Source organism: Microbacterium hanjuni (assembly GCF_043556395.1).
In the GTDB taxonomy this organism is placed as follows: domain Bacteria; phylum Actinomycetota; class Actinomycetes; order Actinomycetales; family Microbacteriaceae; genus Microbacterium.
Genome location: NZ_JBIGIK010000001.1, coordinates 1 through 23,283 on the forward strand (window position 1 = coordinate 1; position 23,283 = coordinate 23,283).

Consider the following 23,283-nt stretch of genomic DNA (forward strand, 5'->3'; position numbering starts at 1 on the left):
TTCCGAACCCGGAAGCTAAGCCTCTCAGCGCCGATGGTACTGCAGGGGTGACCCTGTGGGAGAGTAGGACACCGCCGGACTTCTTCCGAGAAATGGCCACCCAACGATGGGTGGCCATTTCGCGTTATACGGGCGATCATCGTTCCGGAGAGGATTGTCCACATGGCTTCCGATGATGGCGACCGCCCGAACGGCGACGAACGTCGCGATCGCGCCCCCCGCCGTGACTCCGGTTCCGGTCCATCCCGCGCCGGTGCACCGCGCCGTGATGGCAAGCCCGCTTTCGGGGGAGCCCCGCGTCGCGATGGCGCACCTTCGCGTGATGGAGCACCTCGCCGTGACGGTGCGCCTGCCCGCGGCGGAGCCCCGCGCCGCGATGGCAAGCCCGCTTTCGGGGGAGCCCCGCGTCGCGATGGCGCACCTTCGCGTGATGGAGCACCTCGCCGCGATGGTGCTCCTGCCCGTGGTGGCGCCCCGCGCCGCGACGGTGCACCGGCCCGTGGTGGCGCTCCGTATCGCGACAGGGCTCAAGGTCGCGACGGTGGCTCGACCGGGCGTCCTCCCGAGCGCGGGGGCCGACCCGCGTTCGGCGGGGGAGACCGCGACCGCGCCTCTCGTCCACCCGAGCGGTTCCGCGAGTCGGGGCCGGAGCTCCCCGATGACGTGACTGCTCGCGACCTCGCGGGCCCGGCGCGCAACGAGCTGAAGACTCTGAGCAAGGAGAACGCCGACAACGTCGCCCGCCACCTCGCCATGGCGGCGCGGCTGATCGACGACGACCCCGCACTCGCTCACGAGCACGCCCTTGCCGCCACGCGGCGCGCCGGGCGCATCGCGGTGGTGCGTGAGACGGCCGCGATCACGGCCTACGCGGTCGGCGACTTCGCCCTGGCACTGCGCGAGTTGCGCACCTACCGTCGCATCTCGGGTCGTGATGATCAGATCGCGCTCCTCGTCGACAGCGAACGAGGAGTCGGACGTCCTGATCGCGCTCTCGAGGTCGGCCGGGGGGTCGACCGTGCCTCGCTGCCCGTCGGCGCCCGCGTCGAGCTCGCGATCGCCATGTCCGGCGCTCGGCTCGACCTCGGCGAGACCGAGCGCGCCCTGCAGGAGCTGGACATCCCCGAGCTCGATCCTGATCGCGCCTTCGAATGGAGCCCGGCGCTGTTCGCGGCGCGCGCGACCGTGCTCGAAGAACTCGGTCGGGACGAGGAAGCCGCGCAATGGTACGAGCGCGCCGACGTCGCCGCCGACGCGCTCGACACAGCATCCGGAGCCGCCGACCTCGAAGTGATGGTCGTCGAGGAGACGGGCGAGCCCGACGACGCTCCCGCCCCGGCTGCGCCTGCGCCGGCAGCGACCGACCCGGAAGAGCCCGCGAACTGATGTGGGGCAAGCGCGCCGTCGACCCGACCCCGTTAGAGGGGGTCGACGTGGTGCTGGCCGACCTCGACGGTGTCGTCTACGCGGGAGCTGGACCGATCGCCTACGCCGTCGAAAGCCTCAACCGCGCGCGGGAGGGCAGGCGCCTCGGGTACATCACCAACAACGCCTCGCGCACCGACGCGTCTGTGGCTGCGCACCTGAGCGAACTCGGCCTCCCCACCGCCCCGAGTGATGTCGTCACGAGTCCGCAGGCCGCGATGCGGCTTCTGGTGGAGGTCGTGCCGCCCGGCTCGACGATCCTCGTCGTGGGCGGCGAGGGTCTCGTCGTCGAGGTGGAGAAGGCCGGTTTCGTCGTGACGCGATCGGCCGACGACGCGCCGGCGGCCGTGGTGCAGGGATTCGCCCCCGACGTCGCGTGGGTGCATCTCGCCGAAGCCGCATTCGCCCTGCAGAAGCCGCTGGATGAGGGCGGCATCCCGTGGATCGCCACGAACACCGACTGGACGATCCCGCAGGCACGCGGTATCGCCCCGGGAAACGGCACGCTCGTCTCGGCGGTCCACACGGCCGTCGGGCGCCTCGCGACCGTCGCCGGCAAGCCCGAGGTGCCGATCTTCCACGAGGCGGTGCGCCGGTTCGACGCGGTCAGTCCGCTGTTCATCGGCGATCGCCTCGATACCGACATCAAGGGCGCGGTCGCCGCGGGGATGCGCTCCGCCGCCGTGCTCACCGGTATCGATCGCCCCAAGCACCTTCTCGCAGCACCGCCCGACTCGCGGCCCGACTACATCCTGGGCGATCTGCGCGAGCTGTTCGAGCCCTATCCCGCCACGCTGACGAAGGGCACCCGCACGACGGTCGGCGGGGCAGTCGTCGAGGTCGACGGTGCGGACCTGCGGATCATCACCGCCGGTGACCGCCCCATCGACCTGGTGCGCGCCGGATGCGCGGCCGTCTGGGACTCGGGTCGGGCGATCTTCGGCTTCCGGGTGCCGGATCGGCTGTATGCCGACCCCTTCGCTCGGCGCTGAGGTCGTTACGATAGCGGCATGACCGACGCCACGTTCGCGGACGACGCCGGGCCGGAGCTGATCAGCCGCCTTCGCGTCATCGAGGGCCAACCGCTCGCCGACCGTGCCGCCGCATACGCGGGATTGCACGAGGAACTGGCTCGCCGACTCGAGTCCGGACCCGCGGATCGCGGCGCTGCCGGATGACGCCGCGCCTCGACACCCTTCTCGCCGCCTCCGGGCTCGCCCGCTCGCGCACCCAGGCCGCGCAACTGATCACCGACGGGCTGGTCACGGTGGACGGCACGATCCTGGTCAAGCCTTCGGCCGCCGTTTCCGAGACCGCTCGGATCGAGGTCGCGGGCGACGACCACTACGTCAGCCGGGCCGCACACAAGCTGATCGCCGGCCTCGACGCCTTCGACATTCCCGTGGCGGGTCGTCTGGCGCTGGACATGGGCGCCTCGACCGGCGGGTTCACCCAGGTGCTTCGCGAGCGGGGGGCGGAGCTCGTGCTCGCGGTCGACGTCGGCCACGGCCAACTCGCGCCGCGCATCGCGGAAGACCGGGGAGTCATCCTCGTCGAGGGGTTCAACGTGCGCCACATGGACGCGGCGTCCCTCGCAGCGGCGACGGGAGTCGACCGCGCGCCGTCCCTCGTCACGGGCGACCTGTCCTTCATCTCCCTCGTGCACGTGCTCCCGGCCGTGGCCGCCGTGGCCGCGCCCGACGCCGACATCGTGCTCCTCATCAAGCCGCAGTTCGAAGTGGGCCGTACGGCCGTCCGCGGCGGCCTCGTCACCGACCCGGCCCTGCGAGCGGACGCGGTCTCGACCGTGCTGTGGGGCGCCTGGGACGTGGGGCTGCGCACGGCGGGTATCATCGCTTCCCCCGTCGTCGGACACCACGGCAACCACGAATACGTGGCGTATCTCTCCTCCTCGCGAGGCAGCGATCCGTCGGAATGGGCAAGCACCGTGAACGAACTGACCGGAATCCGATGAGCTCTCCCGTACGCAACATCCTCGTCGTCGCCCACGCGCGCCGCGACGACACGGTCGCCGCCGCTGCGCGCGTCATCGCCCTGTTGACCGGAGCGGGAGCCCGTGCGGTGCTGTCGCCCGATGACCGGCAGGATCTCGAGGGCGCGATCCCGCTCGACGGCGTCGGCACCCTGGGCATCGACATTCCTCTCGACGACATCGAACTCGCGATCGTGCTCGGCGGCGACGGCACGATCCTGCGCGCCGCCGAGCTGGTGCGCGGGGGGACCGCGCCGGTACTCGGCATCAACATGGGTCACGTCGGTTTCCTCGCGGAGAGCGAGCGCGACGACATGGACGACGCGGTGCGTCGCGTGATCGAGCGCGCCTACCGGGTCGAGGAACGCCTCGCCCTCTCGGTGCGCGTGAAGGACTCCGCCGACGCCGTCATCTACGAGACCTGGGCGCTCAACGAGGCCACCGTCGAGAAGGCCAGCAGAGAGCGGATGCTGGAGGTCGTCATCGAAGTCGACGGTCGCCCCCTGTCGTCCTTCGGCTGCGACGGCGTGGTCGTCGCGACGCCGACCGGCTCGACCGCCTACAACTTCTCGGCGGGGGGCCCGATCATCTGGCCGTCCGTCGAAGCGATGGCCGTGGTGCCGCTGTCGGCGCACGCCCTCTTCGCCCGCCCGCTCGTCGTGGGCCCGGAGGCACCGATCGCGATCGAGGTGCTCGAACGCACGAGCGGCACCGGCATCCTGTGGGCCGACGGTCGGCGCTCGCACGAATTGCCGCCGGGCGCGCGCGTGGTGGTGCGGCGCTCGACGACGCCGGTGCGCCTGGCGCGCCTGCATCCGCCCGCGTTCACCGATCGTCTCGTGCGCAAGTTCCGACTGCCGGTCGCGGGCTGGCGTGGTCCGGCCGGACCGGTGTCTCCGTGATCGAGGAGATGCGCCTGCACGATCTGGGCGTCATCGCCGACGCGACCTTGCAGATCGGGCCGGGATTCACCGCCATCACGGGGGAGACCGGAGCAGGCAAGACGATGGTCGTGACCGGTCTCGGCCTGTTGCTGGGCCAGCGGTCCGATTCGGGGGCGGTGCGCTCGGGCGCGGCCCACGCCTCGGTCGAAGGAGTGTGGGCGGTTCCGGCCGCGGGCCGGGTCGTCGATCGCGTCCGGGAGGCGGGCGGCGATGTCGAGCCGATCGGCGACGGCACGGCCGAGCTGATCCTGGGCCGCACCGTGTCGAGCGAGGGGCGCGGTCGGGCAACGGTGGGCGGTCGCTCGGCGCCGGCTGGAGTGCTGGCCGACCTCGCCGACGATCTCGTCGTCGTGCACGGCCAGTCGGAGCAGCTGCGCCTGCGCTCGGCGGTCGCGCAGCGCGACGCGCTCGACCGTTTCGCGGGAGCACCGGTGAGCGAGGCCCTCTCGGTCTATCGCGCACAGTTCGAACGGTGGCAGGAGCTCGATGCGGAGCTGACCGGTCTGCGTGAGCACCGCGGTGCCCGCGTCCGCGAAGCGGAGGATCTCCGCGCCGCCCTGGCCGAGATCGACGCGGCCGCTCCGGTCGCGGGGGAGGACGCCGACCTCGCCGCCCGCGCCGAACGGCTCGCCAACGCCGAGGAGCTGCGACTCGCGGCGGCGACCGCTCATGAGGCGCTCTCGAGTGAGACGGATGCTGCAGACGCCCTGGCCTCGCTTGCCGAGGCCCGACGCGCGCTCGAGCGCGGCAGCATCCGCGATGCGACCCTCGAGTCCCTCGCCGAGCAGGCCGCCGACCTCGGGTATCGGACCGCCGACCTCGCCACTGCGATCTCGGCCTACCTCGCCGACCTCGACGAGACGGGCCCCCACGAGTTGGCGGCGGTCGAGGAGCGGCGCGCCGTGCTCGGTGCGCTCGTGCGCGCCCACGGCTCGCTCGAGGCCGCCCTTGCGCTGCAGGAGAGCGGCTCGGCGCGACTGGCCGAACTCGACGACGACGACGATCGCGTCGAGCGGCTCACCGCCGCGCGTGACGCCGCCGAGGCGAACCTCGACGAAGCGGCGCAGGCGGTGACCGCAGCCCGGGAAGCTGCGGCCGTGCGCCTCGGCGCCGCCGTCACGGAAGAACTGCACGCCCTCGCCCTTCCCGACGCCACCCTGCTCGTGCGCGTCTCGCCCGGCGCGCCCTCGGCCGCCGGTCGTGATGAGGTCACGATCCTGCTCGCCCCGCACCCCGGTGCCGAAGCGCGGCCGGTCGCCCGCGGGGCCTCCGGTGGTGAGCTCAGTCGCGTCATGCTCGCGATCGAGGTCGTCATCGCCGGTGTCGATCCGGTGCCCACCTTCGTGTTCGACGAGGTGGATGCCGGGATCGGCGGCGCCGCGGCCATCGAGGTCGGTCGCCGGCTGGCGCGACTGGCACAGACGTCGCAGGTGATCGCCGTCACGCACCTGGCGCAGGTCGCCGCCTTCGCCGGGAACCACCTGTCCGTCGTCAAGACCAGCGACGGTTCGGTGACCGCCTCGAGCGTGCGCCGCCTCGAAGGGGCGGAGCGCGAGGCCGAGATGGCCCGTCTGCTGTCGGGTCTCGCGGACTCGGACGCTGCACTCACCCACGCTCGCGAGTTGCTGGCCGCAGCGCTCGCGCGCCAGTGAGACCCTCGCCGCCCGAGAGTTCGGGTGGGGCGCACCTCCCCGATGGCGCGGTGCGCATCGCCCCGTCCCGACAGACGCCGCTCTACCAGGCGCTGTCGCGCTGGATGCTGCGTGCAGAGGCGCGCTCGCGCGCCCGGGGTTCGCGCCGGGTGCGGGCCGTGGTGCGGTCCATCTGGGTGGCGGTCGCTCTCGTCGGGGTGTTCCTGCTCTTCGGCCCGGTGATCAACGCTCCCATCACGCTCGAAGACATCACGTCCGCGGCGGAGGACGTCGATGAGCGATGGATCGCCGCGTCCTTCGACGCCGCCCACACCGTCGAACGCTCCGCTGACGGCAGGCTCGTGCTGCGGGTCGAGGAGACGATCGAAGCGGTCTTCCCCGACGAAGTCGACGAGCAGGGGATCGAGCGCACGATCGCGTCGCTGTACGAGGGGCATGACCTGCATCCCGCCGACGTCAGCGCCGAGGTCGACGGGCAACCGATCACCGTCGACGTCTCGAACAGCCCGACGCGGACCACGTTCGCGCTCGACACCGGAGCCGAACTCGACGGGCGTCACACCTTCGTCCTCCGTTACGCCCTGCGAGATGTCGCGTCCTCGGTGCTCGACGAGTCGACCGGGCAGCGGCGCGACGTGCTGCGGTGGGACATCTTCGGACCGGCGTGGGCGCAAGGACTCGGGGGGTCATCACTCACCCTCACCCTGCCGACCGAGCTCGACGCGGAGTTGCTGCAGCCCCCGTTCGCCGCGGTCGCCTGGGCGATCGTCGGCGACAGCGAACGACTCACCCCCGACAGCGAGACCGCGTCGACGGTCACCTACGTCGTCGACAACGATCAACGCCTCCCTCCGCACGCGGAGTTCTGGTTCAGCCTCGATTTCCGCGACGGCACGTTCACGATGCCCCCGCCCTCGCCCCTGTACTGGGTGCTGGTGGTGGGCCCGTTCCTGCCGCTCCTCCTACTCGGGGTTACGCTGGTGTTCTCCCTCGCCGCCCGGGCGGTGGCGTGGAGCGATGCGCGCGGTCGGGCATGGTTCGTCGCGCAGTCCGAGCCCGACCCCGACATCTCGGCCGACCTCGCGGCGCGCCTGAGCCGCTCCGTGCTCACCGCTCCGCTCGTGTCCGCCGTCGCCCGGTACGCCGCTGCCCCTTCCGACGCGACGGCGCGCGCCGCCCTCGGGCGTTCCGCCGCGCGCGCCGGCCGCTGGGGCGACCTGGCGAACGCGTGGCGGGTCTATCTCGGCGGGCCGGCGTGGGCCGAGCAGTTCCGTCGGGGCCTGCGCCGGGTGCCGCGCGGCGTCGTGCGCGACACGTTCATCGGCGCGAGCCTCGCGCTGACAGTGGTGCAGTGGGGGCTGGTGCGCCAGCTCTCGCACCAGATCTCCCTCAGCGAGTACTGGTGGCCGTGGGCGATCGTCGCGCTCTCCGCGGTTGCGGGCGTCGTGGTGCTCACGATCGCGCTCACCGCGCGCCCCTTGACCCGTCCCGGCGCGTTCGCGGCAGAGCGCTTGCGGGGGGTGCGGCTGTTCCTCGAGCAGACGAGCGCCGCCGGTCGCATCACCCTGCGCGATCCCTTACTGCCCTATGTCGCGATGTTCACGCCGCCCCGGGCCGCCGGCGAGACCATCACGGACCTGCTGCGTCAGGACGGCCATGCCGAGGTCTCGGCGGGGCAGGGCTTCCTGACCGCGCCTCGACTCATCGTTCGCGCCGTCGCCGTGGCATCTCTCCTCGCGATGCTCGTCGTCGCGTTCACCCTTCCCTCGCCCTCCGAGCGCAGCCCCGAAGAGGACGTGTCGTACTCGGGCGACCTGCCCGGCGGGCGCGGCTGGGTGGTGAGCGACGCGGACCTCGACGCCCACCTCTCGCGCGGACAAGACGGTCGGGCGCACATCGAGGCCACGGAGACCCTGCAGGTCCTGGTCGACGGGGATCGGCTCGAGATGCCCCAGCTCATGCGTCAGTACCGGGATCGGGTGAACGGAAACGACCTGGGCTTGGCGATCGTCTCGGTGCGCCTGGACGGCGAAGACGCCCCGTACGAGCTGCGCCGCGAGCAGGGGATGGCGTTCCTGCAGACGAGGTTCCTCGACCCGTGGGCGGGCGAGCACGAGATCGAGATCCGCTACGAACTGGCCGATGCGGCGACCGCCGTCGAGACCGCCGACGGCTGGCGGGACCAGGTGCAATGGACCGGCCTCAACGAAGGATGGGAGAGCGCCTGGTCGTGGCAGGAGGAGGGCGCGATCGAGCGCGTCGCCGCGCAGGTGAGCGTGGACGCCGTCCTCGATGCCTCGATCGAGGACGATGCGAGCGGGTGGCTCACCTGGTACCGCTCGAGCCGGGCCACCGACCTCACGCCCCTCACGGGCGGAGTCGCCGCGGACGACGAGGTCGTCCGCTCCTGGGAGCTCGAGGTGGAGGACGACGGTTACTGGTCGAGCGACGCGAATCGGGATGTGGGCGTGCGACTGACGTTCCCGGCGGGCACCTTCGATGAGACCGACCGCGGTGCGTGGTACCGGGCAGAGATCGCCCGAGCCGCCCCCGTGGCGGTCTCACTCGTGCTGTCCGCCCTCTCGCTGGTGTTCGGCGCGTGGCCTCTTCTGGCGCGATCGGACGAGAGGCGGCGGCGATTCCAACAGGGCGGGATGCGACGCGACCTCGTCCGATGGATTCCGGGATGGTTCGCAGCATCCGCTCTCGTCTCCTTCGTCTGGGTGACGGCGGATGCTGTTCCCGAAGATCCGGTGCTCCCGCTCGTGGGCCTCCCGGCGGTCGCTGCGTGCGTCGTCGGCGTGATCAGTCTGGTGAGAACCAGGCAGAAGGCCCTCGTCGTCGTACCCGCGCCTCGTACGAAGAGCGGGCGTCCGTCGTCGTCACGGCGGAAGAAGCGTGGCAGACTTCGCAGGAAGTGAGCGCCTGCCGCACCGCGACCGGATCGGACCGATAGGATTGAAGCCCGTGATGCAGAATTCAGAAGCGGGACGTTCCACCGGCTCCACAGAGCACCAGACCCAGACGACGAAGCACATCTTCGTCACGGGTGGTGTCGTGTCGTCCTTGGGTAAGGGACTCACCGCCGCCAGCCTCGGCAACCTGCTCACCGCGCGGGGTCTCCGCGTCGTCATGCAGAAGCTCGACCCGTATCTCAACGTCGATCCGGGAACGATGAACCCGTTCCAGCACGGCGAAGTCTTCGTCACCGACGACGGCGCCGAGACCGACCTCGACATCGGCCACTACGAGCGGTTCCTCGACATTCAGCTGAGCCAGGCGGCGAACGTCACCACAGGCCAGATCTATTCGCAGGTCATCGCGCGCGAACGCCGGGGTGAGTACCTCGGCGACACCGTGCAGGTCATCCCGCACATCACCGACGAGATCAAGCGGCGCATGCGGCTGCAGGCGAGCGAAGACCCCCAGCCCGACGTGATCATCACCGAGATCGGCGGAACGGTGGGCGACATCGAGTCGCAGCCGTTCATCGAGTCGGCACGGCAGATCCGCCACGAGCTGGGCCGCAATAACGTCTTCTTCGTGCATGTCTCGCTCGTGCCGTTCATGGGCGCGTCGGGGGAGCAGAAGACCAAGCCCACCCAGCACTCCGTCGCCACCCTGCGCTCGATCGGTATCCAGCCCGACGCTCTGGTGCTGCGCAGCGACCGTCCGGTCACCGAGTCGAACAAGCGCAAGATCGCGCTCATGTGCGACGTGGACGAATCGGCCGTCGTGAACGCCGTCGACGTGCCCAGCATCTACGACATCCCGACGATGCTGAACGAGCAGGGCCTGGACGACTACATCGTGCAGTCCCTCGGACTCGCCAAAGCGGCCGACGTCGACTGGTCGCGGTGGGAGCGCGTGCTGCAAGCGGTGCACAACCCGAAGCACGAGGTCACGATCGGTCTCGTCGGCAAGTACATCGACCTGCCCGACGCGTACCTCTCGGTGACCGAGGCGCTCAAGGCGGGCGGGTTCGCGCACGAGACGCACGTCAAGGTCACCTGGATCCCCTCCGACCAGTGCGAGACGCCCGAGGGTGCGGAGAAGGCGCTCGGCCACCTCGACGGCATCGTCATCCCCGGCGGCTTCGGCATCCGCGGCATCGAGGGCAAGCTCGGCGCGCTGCGTTTCGCCCGCGAGCAGATGATCCCCACCCTCGGCATCTGCCTGGGCCTGCAGTGCATCGTCGTCGAGTACGCCCGGAACAAGGCCGGCCTCGAGCAGGCATCGTCGAGCGAATTCGATCCCGACACCCCGCACCCGGTGGTGGCCACGATGGCCGAGCAGGTCGACATCCTCGACCGTGGCGACCTCGGGGGCACCATGCGGCTGGGGCTGTATCCGGCCGACCTCGCCGCCGGGTCACTGGCGGAGGAGGTGTACGGGGCGCCGCAGGTGTCGGAGCGTCACCGTCACCGCTACGAGGTGAACAACGCCTACCGCGAGCAGCTGGCCGACGCCGGCCTGGTGTTCTCGGGCGTGAACCCCGACCTCGGGCTGGTGGAGTACGTCGAACTGCCGCGAGACGTGCACCCGTACTACATCGCCACCCAGGCCCACCCCGAGCTGCGATCGCGCCCGACCACCCCGCATCCGCTCTTCCGCGGACTCGTCGAGGCTGCCCTGGAACGCCACCGCGCGAGCGAGCTGTTCGACGTCGAGGAGAACTGACGTGGATCCGCGCACCCTTCACGACGAAGACGTGCAGCCCGAGGTGCTCGCCTCCGAGCAGGTCTTCACCGGCGCGATCTGGAACGTACGCTCCGAGACCGTGCTCTACGGTGACGGCCAGATGGAGCGCCAGTACGTCGAGCACCCGGGCGCGGCCGCGATCGTCGCGCTCGACGCCGACGACCGGGTCGTGCTGATCCAGCAGTACCGCCACCCGATCCGCTCGCGCGATTGGGAGATTCCGGCTGGCCTGCTCGACGTCGCGGGGGAGGACCCTGCGGCGGCTGCTGCCCGCGAGCTGGCTGAGGAAGTGGACCTCATCGCCGCCCGGTGGCAGTTGCTCAGCGCCGTGCACACCTCGCCCGGCGGCAACGACGAGGTCGTGCACCTCTTCCTGGCCCGCGACCTGTCGCCCACGGACGACGCGTTCGAGCGCGAAGACGAAGAGGCGGACATCCAGGTCGAGCGCGTCGCGATCGACGAAGTGATCGCCGCGATCCTCGACGGTCGGGTGCGCAACGCCATCCTGATCACCGGAGTGCTGATGACGGCCGAAGTGCTGCGCCGGGAAGCCGACACGGCGGGCTGACGTGCGCATCGAGCGGGCGGTGGACGCGTACCTGCGGCACGTCACGCTCGAGCGCGGTCTGTCCGACCACACCGCCGCCGCATACCGCCGCGACCTCGAGGTGTATGCGCGGTGGCTGGCCGGACGTGCCATCACCGACACGGAGGCGGTGACGCCCGCCCTCATCGCCGACTTCGCCGCTGAGCGCGCCTCGTCCGTGCCGGCGCCCGCGGCGTCGTCGCTCGCGCGCATCCACTCCTCGGTGCGGGGGCTGCACCGCTTCCTCGTGCGCGAGGGGATCGAGTCCGAGGATCCCAGCGGACGCCTCCGCCCCCCGAAGGCGCCGCGACGGCTGCCGAAGGCGCTCACCATCGAGCAGATCGAGAGGCTCCTGGATGCTGCGGGCCCCCCGCCGGGGGAGGACACGGCCGCCGAGCCGGTCGCGGTGCGTGATCGCGCCCTCCTCGAGCTGTTGTACGCCACCGGAGCGCGCGTCTCGGAGATCGTGCAGCTCGACGTCGACGACCTCGCCCACGGCGAGATCCTGCGGGTGCGCGGCAAGGGCGATAAGGAACGCATCATCCCCGTCGGCTCGTACGCGCGCGCGGCGCTGGAGGCGTACCTCGCTCGAGTGAGACCCGAGCTGGCGCGGCGCGGGCGGTCGAGCCCGCGCCTCTTCCTCGGACTGCGGGGAGCGCCGCTGTCGCGCCAGAGTGCGTGGCTCGTCATCCAGCAGGCGTCGGAGCGAGCCGGGATGGAAGCCCACGTCTCACCGCACACGTTCCGCCACTCGTTCGCGACGCACCTGCTGCAGGGCGGTGCCGATGTGCGCGTCGTACAGGAGCTCCTCGGCCACGCCTCGGTGGCCACCACCCAGATCTACACCCACGTGAGCGTCGACGCCCTGCGCGACGTCTACGCCACCTCCCACCCGCGCGCACGGTAGGCATTGTTTCCGGGCCGTGACGTTTCCGTCCGGCACGGTCTTGCTGCCCTAGCCTCCGACACAGGGGCGAGGTCAGGGTCGACAAGAGGAGAACCACATCGTGGTGAAGGTGCAGCGCCGTTGGGCGCCCGTGGGAATCGGTATGGCAGCGGGGCTGCTGATGGTCGGCGTGGGTCTCACCCCCGCGATGGCGGTGGATCCGGAAGATCTCGAGGACCGCGTGACCGTCGCGGGTGTGCGGGCGCATCTCGACGCGCTGCAGGCGATCGCAACGGCGAACGGAGGCAACCGCGCAGCGGGGACCACGGGCTACGAGGCGAGCGGGCAGTACATCGAGCAGGTGCTGATCGCCGCCGGTTACGAACCGGTGCGGCACGACTTCGAAGCGACGACGCAGAGCATCGACGATTACTCCCTCGCCATCGACGGCATCACCTTCACCGACGACGAGGACGGCGACGGCGCCCCCGGCCCGCTCGGCCTGCCGATGGAGTTCACCCCGTCGACACCGGTCGCGGGCCTGACGGACGTGCCTCTCATCGCCCCTGCCGTCGCGACCGGATGCGACGACAGTGAATGGGGCGACGTCGATGCGACCGGGCAGATCGCCATCGTCTCGCGCGGCGTCTGCGCGTTCTCGGAGAAGTCGGCAGCGGCCGGTCGCGCGGGTGCGCTCGCGGTCATCGTCTACAACACCGAGGCGGTTCCCCTCGCCGGCACACTCGGCGAGCAGACTCCCGACCTGATCCCCTCCGTCGGGATCCTGCCCTCGCAGGGACAGACCATCCTGGCGGCGATGGCGCTCGGACCGGTCACGGCCGATCTCCAGCTGCAGCAAACGGTCTCGGTCATCCAGACGTTCAACATCACCGCGGACACTCCAACGGGTAACCCGGAGAACACGGTCATGCTCGGCGCGCACCTCGATTCCGTTCTCGAGGGGCCGGGAATCAACGACAACGGTTCGGGCTCGGCGGCGATCCTCGAGACCGCGGTGCAGCTCGCAGCATCCGGTCCTCTCACCAACCGGGTGCGATTCGCGTGGTGGGGCGCGGAGGAGCTCGGGCTGTTCGGTTCGGCGGACTACGTCGCCCGGTTGAGCGACGAAGAGGCGGCAGACATCGTCACGTACCTCAACTTCGACATGATCGGCTCGCCCAACTACGTCATCTCGGTGTACGACGCCGACGAGTCCACCTACGAGGCGCCGGTCGAGGTGCCCGCAGGCTCGATCGAGACCGAGGACGCGCTGACCGACTATTTCGACGAGATCGGCCAGCCCTGGATCGACACGGCCTTCGATGGGCGAAGCGACTACGACGCGTTCATCTCGGCGGGGATAGCAGCCTCCGGACTGTTCACCGGCGCCGACGACGTCAAGACGGCCGATGAAGCGGCCCTCTTCGGCGGAACCGTCGGTGAGGCGCACGACCAGAACTACCACTCCGCCGGCGACGACATCGACAACATCAACGACACCGCGCTCGGGATCATGATCGGTGCCATCGCGCATGTGACGGCCGAGTTCGCGAACGACGTGTCGGGGATTCCGGGTGCCGTCCTGGCTCCCGTCCCGCCGACCCCCACCCCGACACCGACCCCGATCCTGGCGATCGCGGACCCGGAGCTGCTCGCCGAGAGCGGCGGCGAGGCGGAGACGGCCTGGGGCGCCGGCGCTGCGTTGCTGCTGGGGCTGGGCGTGCTCACCCTCGTGGCGGCCCGGCGTCGCACCCGGATCTCCTAGCGGGGCGCGCCGAGTGGGCCGAGCCCGGTGTGCCCCGCGGGCCACCGGGCCGGCACGTCGGTAAGATCGAGCGGACGGCAGCGAAGGCAGGAGAGTCCGTGGCGGTTAGCGCAGCGAAGGGATCGGCGAAAGCCGGCGGCGACGAGGTCACCCTCGGACCCACCGGGCGCCCGTATCACGGTTTCGCGACGCCCCCGAAGCTCGACAGCCATGGCCCGGCGCGCATCATCGCGCTGTGCAACCAGAAGGGCGGGGTCGGCAAGACGACCACGACCATCAACCTGGCGGCCGCTCTCGCCCAGTACGGGCGGAAGGTGCTCGCGATCGACTTCGATCCGCAGGGCGCCCTCTCGGCCGGGCTCGGCATTCAGACGCACGACGCCCCCACGATCTACGATCTGCTGCTGGACACCAAGCGTGACCCGTACGACGTCATCGTGCCCACGCGGGTCGAGGGCCTCGACATCATCCCGGCCAACATCGACCTCTCCGCGGCCGAGGTCCACCTGGTCAATGAGGTGGCCCGGGAGTCGATCCTGGCCCGGGTGCTGCGCAAGGTCACGGCCGACTACGACGTCATCCTCATCGACTGCCAGCCCTCGCTGGGCCTGTTGACCGTCAACGCCCTGACGGCGAGCCACGGTGTCGTCATCCCGCTCGAGTGCGAGTTCTTCGCCCTCCGCGGTGTGGCCCTCCTGATCGAGACGATCGACAAGGTGCGCGACCGGCTCAACCCCTCGATCACCCTCGACGGTGTGCTCGCCACGATGTACGACCCTCGCACCCTGCACTCCCGCGAGGTGCTCGAGCGCGTCGTCGACGCCTTCGGTGACGACGTACTGGAGACCGTCATCGGACGAACGGTGAAGTTCCCCGACGCCTCGGTGTCGGGGATGCCCATCACCGAATTCGCGCCCGAGCATGCCGCGGCCCAGGCCTACCTGCGTCTGGCGCGGGAACTGGTCGCCCGTGGCGCTGTCGCCTGACGCTCCGATCGGGGCGCAGGACGCGGATGCTGCGGGGTTCCGCGTCTCACTGAGCGTTTTCGACGGACCCTTCGACCTGTTGCTGACGCTCATCTCCAAGCATGAACTCGACATCACCGAGGTCTCGCTCAGTCAGGTGACCGACGAATTCATCGCGTACCTGCGCGCCCTCGGGCCCGACGGCGATCTCGACGAGGCATCCGAGTTCCTCGTTGTGGCGGCGACCTTGCTCGACATGAAGGTCGCGGGCCTCCTCCCGCAGGGAGAGCTCGTCGATGCGGAGTCGGTCGCGCTGCTCGAGGCGCGCGACCTGCTGTTCGCGCGCCTGCTGCAGTACCGCGCCTTCAAGGAGGCGTCGGGCTGGTTCGCGTCGCGCCTGCAGGGGGAGGACCGCCGGCACGTCCGCGCGGTGCGCCTCGACGAGAAGTACCGCGCCGCGGTCCCCGAACTCGTCTGGACGCTGAGCCTCGAGGACTTCGCCGCGCTCGCCGTACTCGCGTTCTCCCCGCGCGAGATCCCGACGGTCGGGCTCGATCATCTGCACGCCCCGCTCGTCAGCATCCGCGAACAGGCCGCGGTCGTGGTCACCTTGCTGCGCAGCGCCGGCACCCTGACCTTCCGTGACCTCATCGCCGGGGTCGCTCAGCCGGGGGTCGTGGTGGCACGGTTCCTCTCCGTGCTCGAGCTGTATCGCCACGCCGCCCTCACCTTCGAGCAGCTGGAACCGCTCGGTGAGCTCACCCTGCGCTGGAGCGCCGAACGCTGGTCGGATGAGAACCTCGCCGCCCTGGGAGCCGACTATGACCGATGACCCCACTCCTTCCGCCGTCTCGGACGTCGCCCGCCGGCTGGAAGCGATCCTGCTCGTGATCGAGGAGCCGCAGAGTCTCGTGAGCCTCGCCGCGGCCGTTGCCGCGCCCGTGGCCGCGGTGCGCCAGGCCGTCGAGACACTCGTCGACGACTACGACGGCCGGGGCGCGGGTCCTCGGCGCGGTTTCGAGTTGCGCGAGGTCGGCGGGGGCTGGCGGCTGTACGTGCGGGCGGAACACGACGACCTCGTGTCGGAGTTCGTCAACACCCAAGCGCCGTCGCGGCTGTCGCAGGCCGCGCTCGAGACGCTCGCGGTGATCGCGTACAAGCAGCCCGTCACCCGCGGCCAGGTCGCCGCCATCCGGGCGGTCAACGTCGACTCCGTGGTGCGCACCCTGCTCGGGCGTGGACTCATCGCCGAAGCTTTCGCCGACCCCGAGACGGGCGCGATCCACTACGGCACGACCGACGCGTTGCTGGTGAACCTCGGCATCAACTCCCTCGACGAGCTGCCGCGCATCGCGCCGCTCCTCGACGACGGTTCGGACGGCTTCGACGGCTTCGACAGAGAGGTGGTCCGATGAGCGACCCCACAGCAGACAACGGCACGACCGATCCAGGTGTCCTCCACGACGGCATCCGCTTGCAGAAAGTGCTCTCCGCCGCCGGCGTCGCGTCACGGCGGGTCAGCGAAGACATGATCGTCGAGGGCCGGGTGCGTGTGAACGGCATCGTGGTCACCGAGCTCGGCCGCCGGATCGACCCCGAGACCGACCTCGTCGACGTCGACGGCGTGGCCATTCAATTGGATGCGACGAAGCGCTACGTCATGCTCAACAAACCCACGGGCGTCGTGAGCACGATGAGCGACGAGCGGGGACGCCCTGATCTGCAGCAGTACACGACCGAGTGGCCGGAGCGGCTCTTCAACGTCGGGCGTCTCGATGCGGACACGAGCGGGCTGCTCATCCTCACCAACGACGGCGACCTCGCGCACGTGCTCGCCCACCCCTCGTTCGGGGTCGACAAGCTCTACATCGCGAAGGTCACCGGCCGGGTCACGCCGCAGACCATCGCCCGCCTCACCCGCGGCGTCGAGCTCGAGGACGGCCCGATCGCCGCCGACAAGGCGCGGTTGCTGGACGAGTCCGATGGCTCGAGCATCGTGGAATTGACCCTGCACTCCGGCCGCAACCGCATCGTGCGGCGCCTGATGGCCGAGGTCGGCCACCCCGTCGTCGAGCTGGTGCGCCGGCGGTTCGGCCCGCTGACCCTGGGAACGCTCCCCGTCGGTCGTGCCCGCGAATTGACTAAGGTAGAGCGGGGCGCCCTTCTCACGCTGTCGCGTCGCGACTCCCCGGAAACGGGCCCCGACACCGGCTCCCCGACCGAGGCCTCGCCCACTGAGTGAGGATGGTCGCGCCTACCGCGCCGGCTACCTGGAGATTCCTTGACCGATCTGATCGCCCCATCGGCGCGTTCGGCGACGCCGTTGCCGGCGCGCGTGCGCGGCACGGTGCGCGTGGTCGGTGCGGGCCTTCTCGGTGCGAGCGTCGGTCACGCGCTGCGGGCCGTCGGCGTGGACGTGGTGCTCGATGACACCTCGCCCGCGCAGCTGCGCCTCGCTGTGGACTACGGCGCGGGTCGCCCGGCGGGCCCGGATGATGCGCCGACGCTGATCGTCGTCGCCGTGCCGCCCGATGTCACCGCCGACGTCATCGCGCGCGAACTGGCGGCGTTTCCGGACGCCGTGGTGACCGACGTCGCGAGCGTGAAGCTCGAACCCCTCCGCACGCTCCGCGAGCGGGGCGTCGACCTCACTCGCTACATCGGCTCCCACCCGCTCGCCGGACGAGAACGAGGCGGCGCCATCTCGGCGCGCGCCGACATCTTCGTCGGCCGGCCCTGGGTGGTGTGCCGCGACGAGGAGACCTCCGCCGACGATCTCGCCCTCGTCGAGGCCCTCGCGCTCGACCTGGGTGCGACCCCGATCGAGATGAGCCCCGAAGAGCACGATCGCTCCGTCGCGCTGACCTCCCACGTTCCCCAACTGGTCGCAAGTCTGCTGGCCGGCCGATTCGTCGATGCATCCGACGGCTCCCTGCGCCTGGCCGGTCAGGGCGTGCGCGACACGACGCGCATCGCGGCGTCGGCTCCGGAACTGTGGGTGCAGATCCTCGGGGCCAATGCCGCCCCCGTGGTCGACGTGCTCGAAACGCTCGCAACCGACCTGACCGAAGTCGTCGGCGCCCTGCGCGCGCCCGACGCCCCCGGAGCCCGTCGCACCCTCGCCGACACGATCCGTCGGGGCAACGACGGTGTCGATCGCCTTCCGGGCAAGCACGGGCAGAACCGTCGTTTCGAGACGCTCGTCGTGATGGTGGACGACACCCCCGGACAGCTCGGCCGACTTTTCGGCGAGCTGGGCGAGATCGGCGTGAACGTCGAGGATCTGCGCCTCGAGCACTCTCCCGGCGCGCCCATCGGCCTCGCCGAGATCAGCGTCGTCCCCGACGCCGTCCACCGAGCCTCCGAGGGTCTGCAGGCGCGCGGATGGCGGATTGCGAGCACCTCTTCATGACTGAGTCCACGACCGGCGACGAGCCGGTGGTCGTCGCGATCGATGGTCCCGCCGGTAGCGGCAAGTCGAGCGTTTCCACGGCGGTGGCCCGCCGTCTCGGCTACGGCTACCTCGACACCGGGGCTGTTTACCGCGCCCTCGCGTGGTCGGCGCTGCAGCACGACGTCGACACCACCGTGCCCGCCGCGGTGCAGGCGCTCTTCACCGACTTCCACACCGCCGTCTCGCTCGACCCCGAGGTCGTCGCGATCCGCGTCGACGACATCGACGTCACCACCGCGATCCGCGAGCCGCACGTCACCGCCGCGGTGAGCGGGGTCGCGCGGGTGTCGGCCGTCCGTGAGGGTCTCAACGGGCTCTTCCGTTCGCTGATCGCCGAGTCCACCAGGCCCGGCGTGGTGGTGGAGGGACGCGACATCACGACGGTCGTCGCCCCCGACGCTCCCGTCCGCATCCTCCTCACCGCCGACCCCGCCGTCCGTGCCGCGCGCCGGAGTGCCGAGTTGGAAGGCCAGGATGCCGGCGCCGTGGCCGATGCACTGCGCCGGCGCGATGCATCCGATTCGACCGTCGTCGATTTTCTCACCGCAGCCGATGGCGTGAGCGTCGTCGACTCCACACACTTGGACTTCGAGCAGACGGTCGATGCCGTCCTCGAAGTCATCGACCAGAGGATAGGAGCCCACCATGGGCGATGAAGACGAGTACGTAGGCGGGCCCGACCAGCTCGCTGAGAAGATGGCGCAGCTGGACGAGGAGCTCGCCGAACAGCGCGCAGCGGCCCTCCGCTCGAGCCTCGAAGAGTTCGACCTCGATCCCGAGGACGCCGAACTGCTCGCCGGCATCACCGCCGACGAGGACGGCATCTTCTACCTCCCCGCGCTGCCGGTCGTCGCGATCGTCGGCCGACCGAACGTCGGAAAGTCCGCTCTGGTGAACCGCATCCTCGGTCGCCGCGAGGCCGTCGTCGAAGACACCCCCGGCGTCACCCGCGACCGCGTCACGTACAAGGCCGAGTGGGCCGATCGCCGCTTCACGCTGGTCGACACGGGCGGCTGGGAGCCCGACGCGCGCGGCATCGACCGCTCGGTCGCCGCGCAAGCGGAGATCGCGATCGAACTGTGCGACGTCGTGCTGTTCGTGGTCGACGCCATGGTCGGGGCGACCTCCACCGACGAGCACGTCGTGAAGCTGCTGCGCCGCAGCGGCAAGCCGGTCTTCCTCGTGGCCAACAAGGTCGATGACGCGCGGCACGAGTCCGAGGCGGCTGCACTCTGGAACCTCGGTCTCGGCGAGCCCCACCCGGTGTCGGCGATCCACGGCCGCGGTGTCGCCGACCTGCTCGACGCCGTCATGAAGGTGCTGCCCGCCGTGTCCGCCGTCGCCGAACAGGAGATCGGCGGACCCCGTCGCGTCGCGATCCTCGGCCGACCGAACGTCGGCAAGTCGTCGCTGCTGAACAAGGCCGCCGGCGAAGAGCGGGTCGTCGTCAACGAGCTCGCCGGAACCACCCGCGATCCCGTCGACGAGATCGTCGAGCTGGGCGGGCGTCTCTGGCGTTTCGTCGACACCGCCGGCATCCGCCGTCGCGTGCACCTGCAGCAGGGCGCCGACTTCTACGCGTCCCTCCGCACCTCGGCCGCGCTGGAGAAGGCGGAGGTCGCCGTCGTGGTGCTCGACGTGTCGCAGCCGCTCAGCGAGCAGGACGTGCGCATCATCGACCTCGTGCTCGAGTCGGGCCGGGCGCTCGTGCTCGCCTTCAACAAGTGGGACCTGCTGACGACCCCCGAGTTGGAGAACGCCGAACGCCGCCGATACCTCGAGCGCGAGATCGAGCAGGATCTCGCCCACGTCGCGTGGGCTCCGCGGGTCAACATCTCCGCGCGCACCGGGCGTCACCTCGAGAAGCTCGTGCCGGCGCTGGAAGTGGCGCTGGCGTCGTGGGATCAGCGCATCCCGACGGGAAAGTTCAACGCCTTCCTGTCCGAACTCGTGGCCGAGCACCCGCACCCGCTTCGCGGGGGCAAGCAGCCGCGCATCCTGTTCGGCACGCAGGCCTCGACGCGCCCGCCGACGTTCGTGCTGTTCACGACCGGCTTCCTCGACCCCGGGTACCGCCGCTTCATCCAGCGTCGCCTACGGGAGATCTACGGCTTCGAGGGAAGCCCGATCGTGCTCAACATGCGCGTGCGCGAGCGTCGCCAGCGCTGACCCGCGCTGCGCCGCCGGGCTTCGCCGGGCTCTGCCGCCCTTCGCCGGGCTCTGCCGCCGATTCGGTGCCCTCTCGGCGGTTCGGTGCACGCTCGACGCGTTCCTGGGTGTGACAGGCTGGAACGGTGACGATCGAGCCGCCCGCCGCCGGTGAGCCGCGCCGCCCGCAGGGGCCGCGCGATCCCGGCGACGCCTGGGTGATCGCACCGTCGGGGGAGAAGTACTGGGGGCGTTTCGGCGCCGCCGGGTTGCTCGCGCTCGACCCCGTTCGTGGGGTGCTGCTGCAGCATCGCGTGTCGTGGAGCCACTTCGGCGACACCTGGGCGCTGCCGGGTGGCGCACGACATGAGGGCGAGTCTGCGAGCGACGGCGCCCTCCGCGAGTCGGGCGAAGAGGCCGGCGTCCCCGCCGCCTCGATCGCCGTCCGCTTCGAGAGCGTGCTCGACCTGAACGTCTGGACCTACGCGACGCTCGTCGGCGACGTCACCGTGCCCTTCGAGCCGGTCATCAGCGACCCCGAGAGCCGGGCTCTGGCGTGGGTGCCTGTCGACGAGGTCGACCACCTGCCCTTGCACCCCGGGTTCGCGGCGTCCTGGATGCTGTTGCGGCCGCTGCTGCCGATGCGACCCGTGATCGTGGTCGACGTCGCGAACGTGATGGGCGCGGTGCCCGACGGATGGTGGCGCGACCGCGCCGGCGCAGCCGAGCGCCTCCTCTCCCGCCTCGGCGGGCTCGCGGTCGAGGGAGTGCCCGCGGCCGCGCTGGAGCTGGGCGGCACCCGTTGGTTCCCACCGTTCGTCGCGGTCGTCGAGGGGCAGGCGGCCGGGGTGGATGCCGCCGTTCCGGGCGTGCAGATCGCCCGGGCGCCCGCATCCGGAGACGACGAGATCGTGGCGCAGACGGCTGCTCTCACCGACCCCGCCTCGGCCATCGTCGTCACGAGCGACCGGGAGCTCGCCGACCGGGTGCGCGCGCTCGGCGCCACGGTTCGCGGCGCGGGCTGGCTGCTCGACCTGCTCGCCTGACTCCACCCGCCCGCGGGCGGTCATCCGGCTCGCCCGTACACAACTCCTCCACTCTGCTGCCGGGTCGGGTGGAAACCTCCCGGAATCGGCTCCCGCGGGGGGAATTGGAGGAGTTGTGACCGCCGGCGGGGGAGGTGTCTCCGCACGTTGGGCAGATCTACCCCACCCGCCCGCGGGCGGTCATCCGGCTCGCCCGTACACAACTCCTCCATCCTGCTGCTGGATCGGGCCGAATCCCCCCGGAACCGGCTCCCGCGGGGGGAATTGGAGGAGTTGTGTCCGCCGGCGGGGGTGGCGTCTCCGCACGTTGGGCGGATCTACTCCACCCGCCCGCGGGGCGGTCAGCCGGCTTGCCCGTACACAACTCCTCCACACCGCTGCCGAATCGGGCTTACCCCCCCCAGAACCGGCTCCCGCGGCATGACTTGGAGGAGTTGTGTCCGCCGAGGGGGGTGGACGCCCGCGGCGGGGACGGTCGAGCCTCCTGCAGCCGGACAGAGGAGTTTCGGTCCGCAGGAGGAGAATCGCCGACGGGTTCATCCTCCGCTCGGCCGATTCTCCTTCGGGGTTGGCAAGGAGAACGGATGCTGCAGGCTTCAGCGGCCGCGGAGGCGTTCGATGTCGCGGCGGTCCCGCTTCGTGGGGCGTCCGGCGCCGCGGTCGCGCTGCGGCACGAACGGGGTGCTCTCGCGCGGGGGAGGCGGCGGGGTCTTGTCCTCCGCGGCCGCCGCCGCCTGCACTGCCCCGACCCGCTTCACGATCGTCTCGCGCACCACGAGGATCCGGTCGAACCCGGCGACGCGGACGCGGAGCTCGTCGCCCGGGCGCACCGGCTGCGACGCCTTCACCCGGTCGCCGTTGACGCGCACGTGCCCTGCACGGCACGCGGCGGTGGCGAGGGACCGGGTCTTGTAAACGCGCACCGCCCAGAGCCAGGCGTCCACACGCGCGGCGCCCGCCGCGCTCACGAGGCCACCGCCGGGCGCGATCCGCGCAGCGCGCCCGAGCGGGCGGCGCGCACGACGCCCGCCGCGATCAATCCCTGACCGAGCGTGTAGGTGAGCATGACGAGGGGGCTCGTCCACGGCGGCATCGCCTCGGGGGCGAACAGCCGGAAGGCCAGCAGGGTGTCGGAGGCCAGGAAGAACGCGGCTCCGACCGTGACCACCGGGTTGGTGCGGGCCGCGGTCGCCGCCGTCCCCGCCAGCACGACGCCGTAGACGGCGACCGCGATGGCGAGCGAACCGAGTCGGGGCCACAAGACGGCCAGCAGCACGACCCACCACAACGCATAGACGAGCGTCCACGCGGGAAAGCGGCGCGTCGACAGCTGTCGGACGAACAACCAGATGTATGCCAGGTGGGCGAGCCCGAAGCATCCGAGCATCACCGGCAATTCCGGCGCGAACGGGAAGAACGTCGCCGCGCCGTCACCCAACCAGGAGAAGGCGATCGCGACGAAGAGCAGGGAGAACGGTGCTCCCCACGCCGAGCCACGACCCGCCCACAAGACGCCGAGCGCGAGAGCCGGCATCAGCAGGAGCTTCGTCGGACCCGCCACCGCGTCCGCTGAGCCGGCGAGGGCCACGACGTGCACGAGCGAGAGGAGCGCGTACGGCGCAAAGCCCCACACCCCAGCGGGCAGGGTGACCGCTCGGTGTCCGTCCATGTCCGCTCCATCGTAGGCGGACGGGCGCGCGGGACTCCCGACATAATCG

General features: G+C 70.8%; 22 protein-coding genes and 1 rRNA gene. 21 read left to right on the plus strand and 2 right to left on the minus strand.

Going from position 1 to position 23,283, the window contains the following annotated elements; genetic code table 11:
* The 21 genes from rrf to ACFXP5_RS00105 all read left to right on the plus strand — a co-directional run.
* Nucleotides 1–80: ribosomal RNA gene (rrf, locus tag ACFXP5_RS00005) — 5S ribosomal RNA — on the plus strand; the annotation flags it as partial.
* Between the two features lie 95 nt (nucleotides 81–175).
* The gene (locus ACFXP5_RS00010; RefSeq protein ID WP_394542986.1) at nucleotides 176–667 is read left to right on the plus strand and encodes a hypothetical protein; all 492 of its coding nucleotides are present in this window, start codon (nucleotides 176–178) and stop codon (nucleotides 665–667) included.
* Nucleotides 664–1,386, plus strand: coding sequence for a tetratricopeptide repeat protein (locus ACFXP5_RS00015; RefSeq protein WP_394542987.1), 723 nt, complete (start codon nucleotides 664–666; stop codon nucleotides 1,384–1,386). Before ACFXP5_RS00010 ends, ACFXP5_RS00015 begins: the two co-directional genes overlap by 4 nt.
* Complete coding sequence (locus ACFXP5_RS00020) at nucleotides 1,386–2,417, plus strand: HAD-IIA family hydrolase (protein ID WP_394542988.1); 1,032 nt, start codon at nucleotides 1,386–1,388, stop codon at nucleotides 2,415–2,417. The genes ACFXP5_RS00015 and ACFXP5_RS00020 overlap by 1 nt, the downstream gene beginning before the upstream one ends.
* Before the next feature lie 18 nt (nucleotides 2,418–2,435).
* Nucleotides 2,436–2,603: a hypothetical protein gene (locus ACFXP5_RS00025; RefSeq protein WP_394525924.1), complete on the plus strand. Its 168-nt coding sequence runs from the start codon at nucleotides 2,436–2,438 to the stop codon at nucleotides 2,601–2,603.
* On the plus strand, nucleotides 2,600–3,400 hold the full coding sequence (locus tag ACFXP5_RS00030; RefSeq protein ID WP_394542989.1) for a TlyA family RNA methyltransferase: 801 nt from the start codon (nucleotides 2,600–2,602) through the stop codon (nucleotides 3,398–3,400). Before ACFXP5_RS00025 ends, ACFXP5_RS00030 begins: the two co-directional genes overlap by 4 nt.
* On the plus strand, nucleotides 3,397–4,320 hold the full coding sequence (locus tag ACFXP5_RS00035; RefSeq protein ID WP_394525928.1) for an NAD kinase: 924 nt from the start codon (nucleotides 3,397–3,399) through the stop codon (nucleotides 4,318–4,320). Before ACFXP5_RS00030 ends, ACFXP5_RS00035 begins: the two co-directional genes overlap by 4 nt.
* Nucleotides 4,317–6,014: a DNA repair protein RecN gene (gene recN / locus ACFXP5_RS00040; protein ID WP_394542990.1), complete on the plus strand. Its 1,698-nt coding sequence runs from the start codon at nucleotides 4,317–4,319 to the stop codon at nucleotides 6,012–6,014. Before ACFXP5_RS00035 ends, recN begins: the two co-directional genes overlap by 4 nt.
* A gap of 50 nt (nucleotides 6,015–6,064) precedes the next feature.
* Nucleotides 6,065–8,935, plus strand: a complete 2,871-nt coding sequence (locus tag ACFXP5_RS00045) for a hypothetical protein (protein WP_394542991.1) — start codon at nucleotides 6,065–6,067, stop codon at nucleotides 8,933–8,935.
* A 49-nt stretch (nucleotides 8,936–8,984) separates the two neighbouring features.
* Nucleotides 8,985–10,694 (plus strand): CTP synthase, encoded by a 1,710-nt coding sequence (locus ACFXP5_RS00050; protein ID WP_394544154.1) that lies wholly within the window; start codon nucleotides 8,985–8,987, stop codon nucleotides 10,692–10,694.
* Between the two features lies 1 nt (nucleotide 10,695).
* Entirely contained in the window at nucleotides 10,696–11,283 is a 588-nt protein-coding gene (locus ACFXP5_RS00055) for an NUDIX domain-containing protein (RefSeq protein WP_394542992.1), read from the plus strand.
* Nucleotide 11,284: 1 nt separating this feature from the next.
* A complete protein-coding gene (gene xerD, locus ACFXP5_RS00060) occupies nucleotides 11,285–12,208 on the plus strand; it encodes a site-specific tyrosine recombinase XerD (RefSeq protein ID WP_394542993.1) in 924 nt (307 codons plus the stop codon).
* A 100-nt stretch (nucleotides 12,209–12,308) separates the two neighbouring features.
* Nucleotides 12,309–13,952, plus strand: coding sequence for a M28 family peptidase (locus tag ACFXP5_RS00065; RefSeq protein ID WP_394542994.1), 1,644 nt, complete (start codon nucleotides 12,309–12,311; stop codon nucleotides 13,950–13,952).
* Between the two features lie 98 nt (nucleotides 13,953–14,050).
* Nucleotides 14,051–14,938, plus strand: coding sequence for a ParA family protein (locus ACFXP5_RS00070; RefSeq protein WP_394525939.1), 888 nt, complete (start codon nucleotides 14,051–14,053; stop codon nucleotides 14,936–14,938).
* Complete coding sequence (locus ACFXP5_RS00075; protein WP_394542995.1) at nucleotides 14,874–15,749, plus strand: segregation and condensation protein A; 876 nt, start codon at nucleotides 14,874–14,876, stop codon at nucleotides 15,747–15,749. Before ACFXP5_RS00070 ends, ACFXP5_RS00075 begins: the two co-directional genes overlap by 65 nt.
* Entirely contained in the window at nucleotides 15,739–16,332 is a 594-nt protein-coding gene (gene scpB, locus ACFXP5_RS00080) for an SMC-Scp complex subunit ScpB (protein WP_394542996.1), read from the plus strand. The genes ACFXP5_RS00075 and scpB overlap by 11 nt, the downstream gene beginning before the upstream one ends.
* Complete coding sequence (locus tag ACFXP5_RS00085) at nucleotides 16,329–17,159, plus strand: pseudouridine synthase (RefSeq protein WP_394542997.1); 831 nt, start codon at nucleotides 16,329–16,331, stop codon at nucleotides 17,157–17,159. Before scpB ends, ACFXP5_RS00085 begins: the two co-directional genes overlap by 4 nt.
* A 39-nt stretch (nucleotides 17,160–17,198) precedes the next feature.
* The gene (locus tag ACFXP5_RS00090; RefSeq protein WP_394542998.1) at nucleotides 17,199–18,329 is read left to right on the plus strand and encodes a prephenate dehydrogenase; all 1,131 of its coding nucleotides are present in this window, start codon (nucleotides 17,199–17,201) and stop codon (nucleotides 18,327–18,329) included.
* Nucleotides 18,326–19,027 carry a (d)CMP kinase gene (cmk, locus tag ACFXP5_RS00095; protein WP_394525945.1) on the plus strand — a complete coding sequence of 234 codons (702 nt, stop codon included), beginning with the start codon at nucleotides 18,326–18,328 and terminating at the stop codon, nucleotides 19,025–19,027. The genes ACFXP5_RS00090 and cmk overlap by 4 nt, the downstream gene beginning before the upstream one ends.
* Nucleotides 19,017–20,540, plus strand: coding sequence for a ribosome biogenesis GTPase Der (gene der / locus ACFXP5_RS00100; protein WP_394525947.1), 1,524 nt, complete (start codon nucleotides 19,017–19,019; stop codon nucleotides 20,538–20,540). The genes cmk and der overlap by 11 nt, the downstream gene beginning before the upstream one ends.
* Nucleotides 20,541–20,665: 125 nt before the next feature.
* A complete protein-coding gene (locus ACFXP5_RS00105; RefSeq protein ID WP_394542999.1) occupies nucleotides 20,666–21,565 on the plus strand; it encodes an NUDIX domain-containing protein in 900 nt (299 codons plus the stop codon).
* 596 nt (nucleotides 21,566–22,161) lie between these two features.
* Here ACFXP5_RS00105 and ACFXP5_RS00110 read toward each other — a convergent pair.
* Both ACFXP5_RS00110 and ACFXP5_RS00115 read right to left on the minus strand, forming a co-directional pair.
* On the minus strand, nucleotides 22,162–22,533 hold the full coding sequence (locus ACFXP5_RS00110; protein ID WP_394525950.1) for an RNA-binding S4 domain-containing protein: 372 nt from the start codon (nucleotides 22,531–22,533) through the stop codon (nucleotides 22,162–22,164).
* Nucleotides 22,530–23,234 (minus strand): lysoplasmalogenase family protein, encoded by a 705-nt coding sequence (locus ACFXP5_RS00115; protein WP_394543000.1) that lies wholly within the window; start codon nucleotides 23,232–23,234, stop codon nucleotides 22,530–22,532. The genes ACFXP5_RS00110 and ACFXP5_RS00115 overlap by 4 nt, the downstream gene beginning before the upstream one ends.
* Nucleotides 23,235–23,283 lie beyond the last annotated feature (49 nt).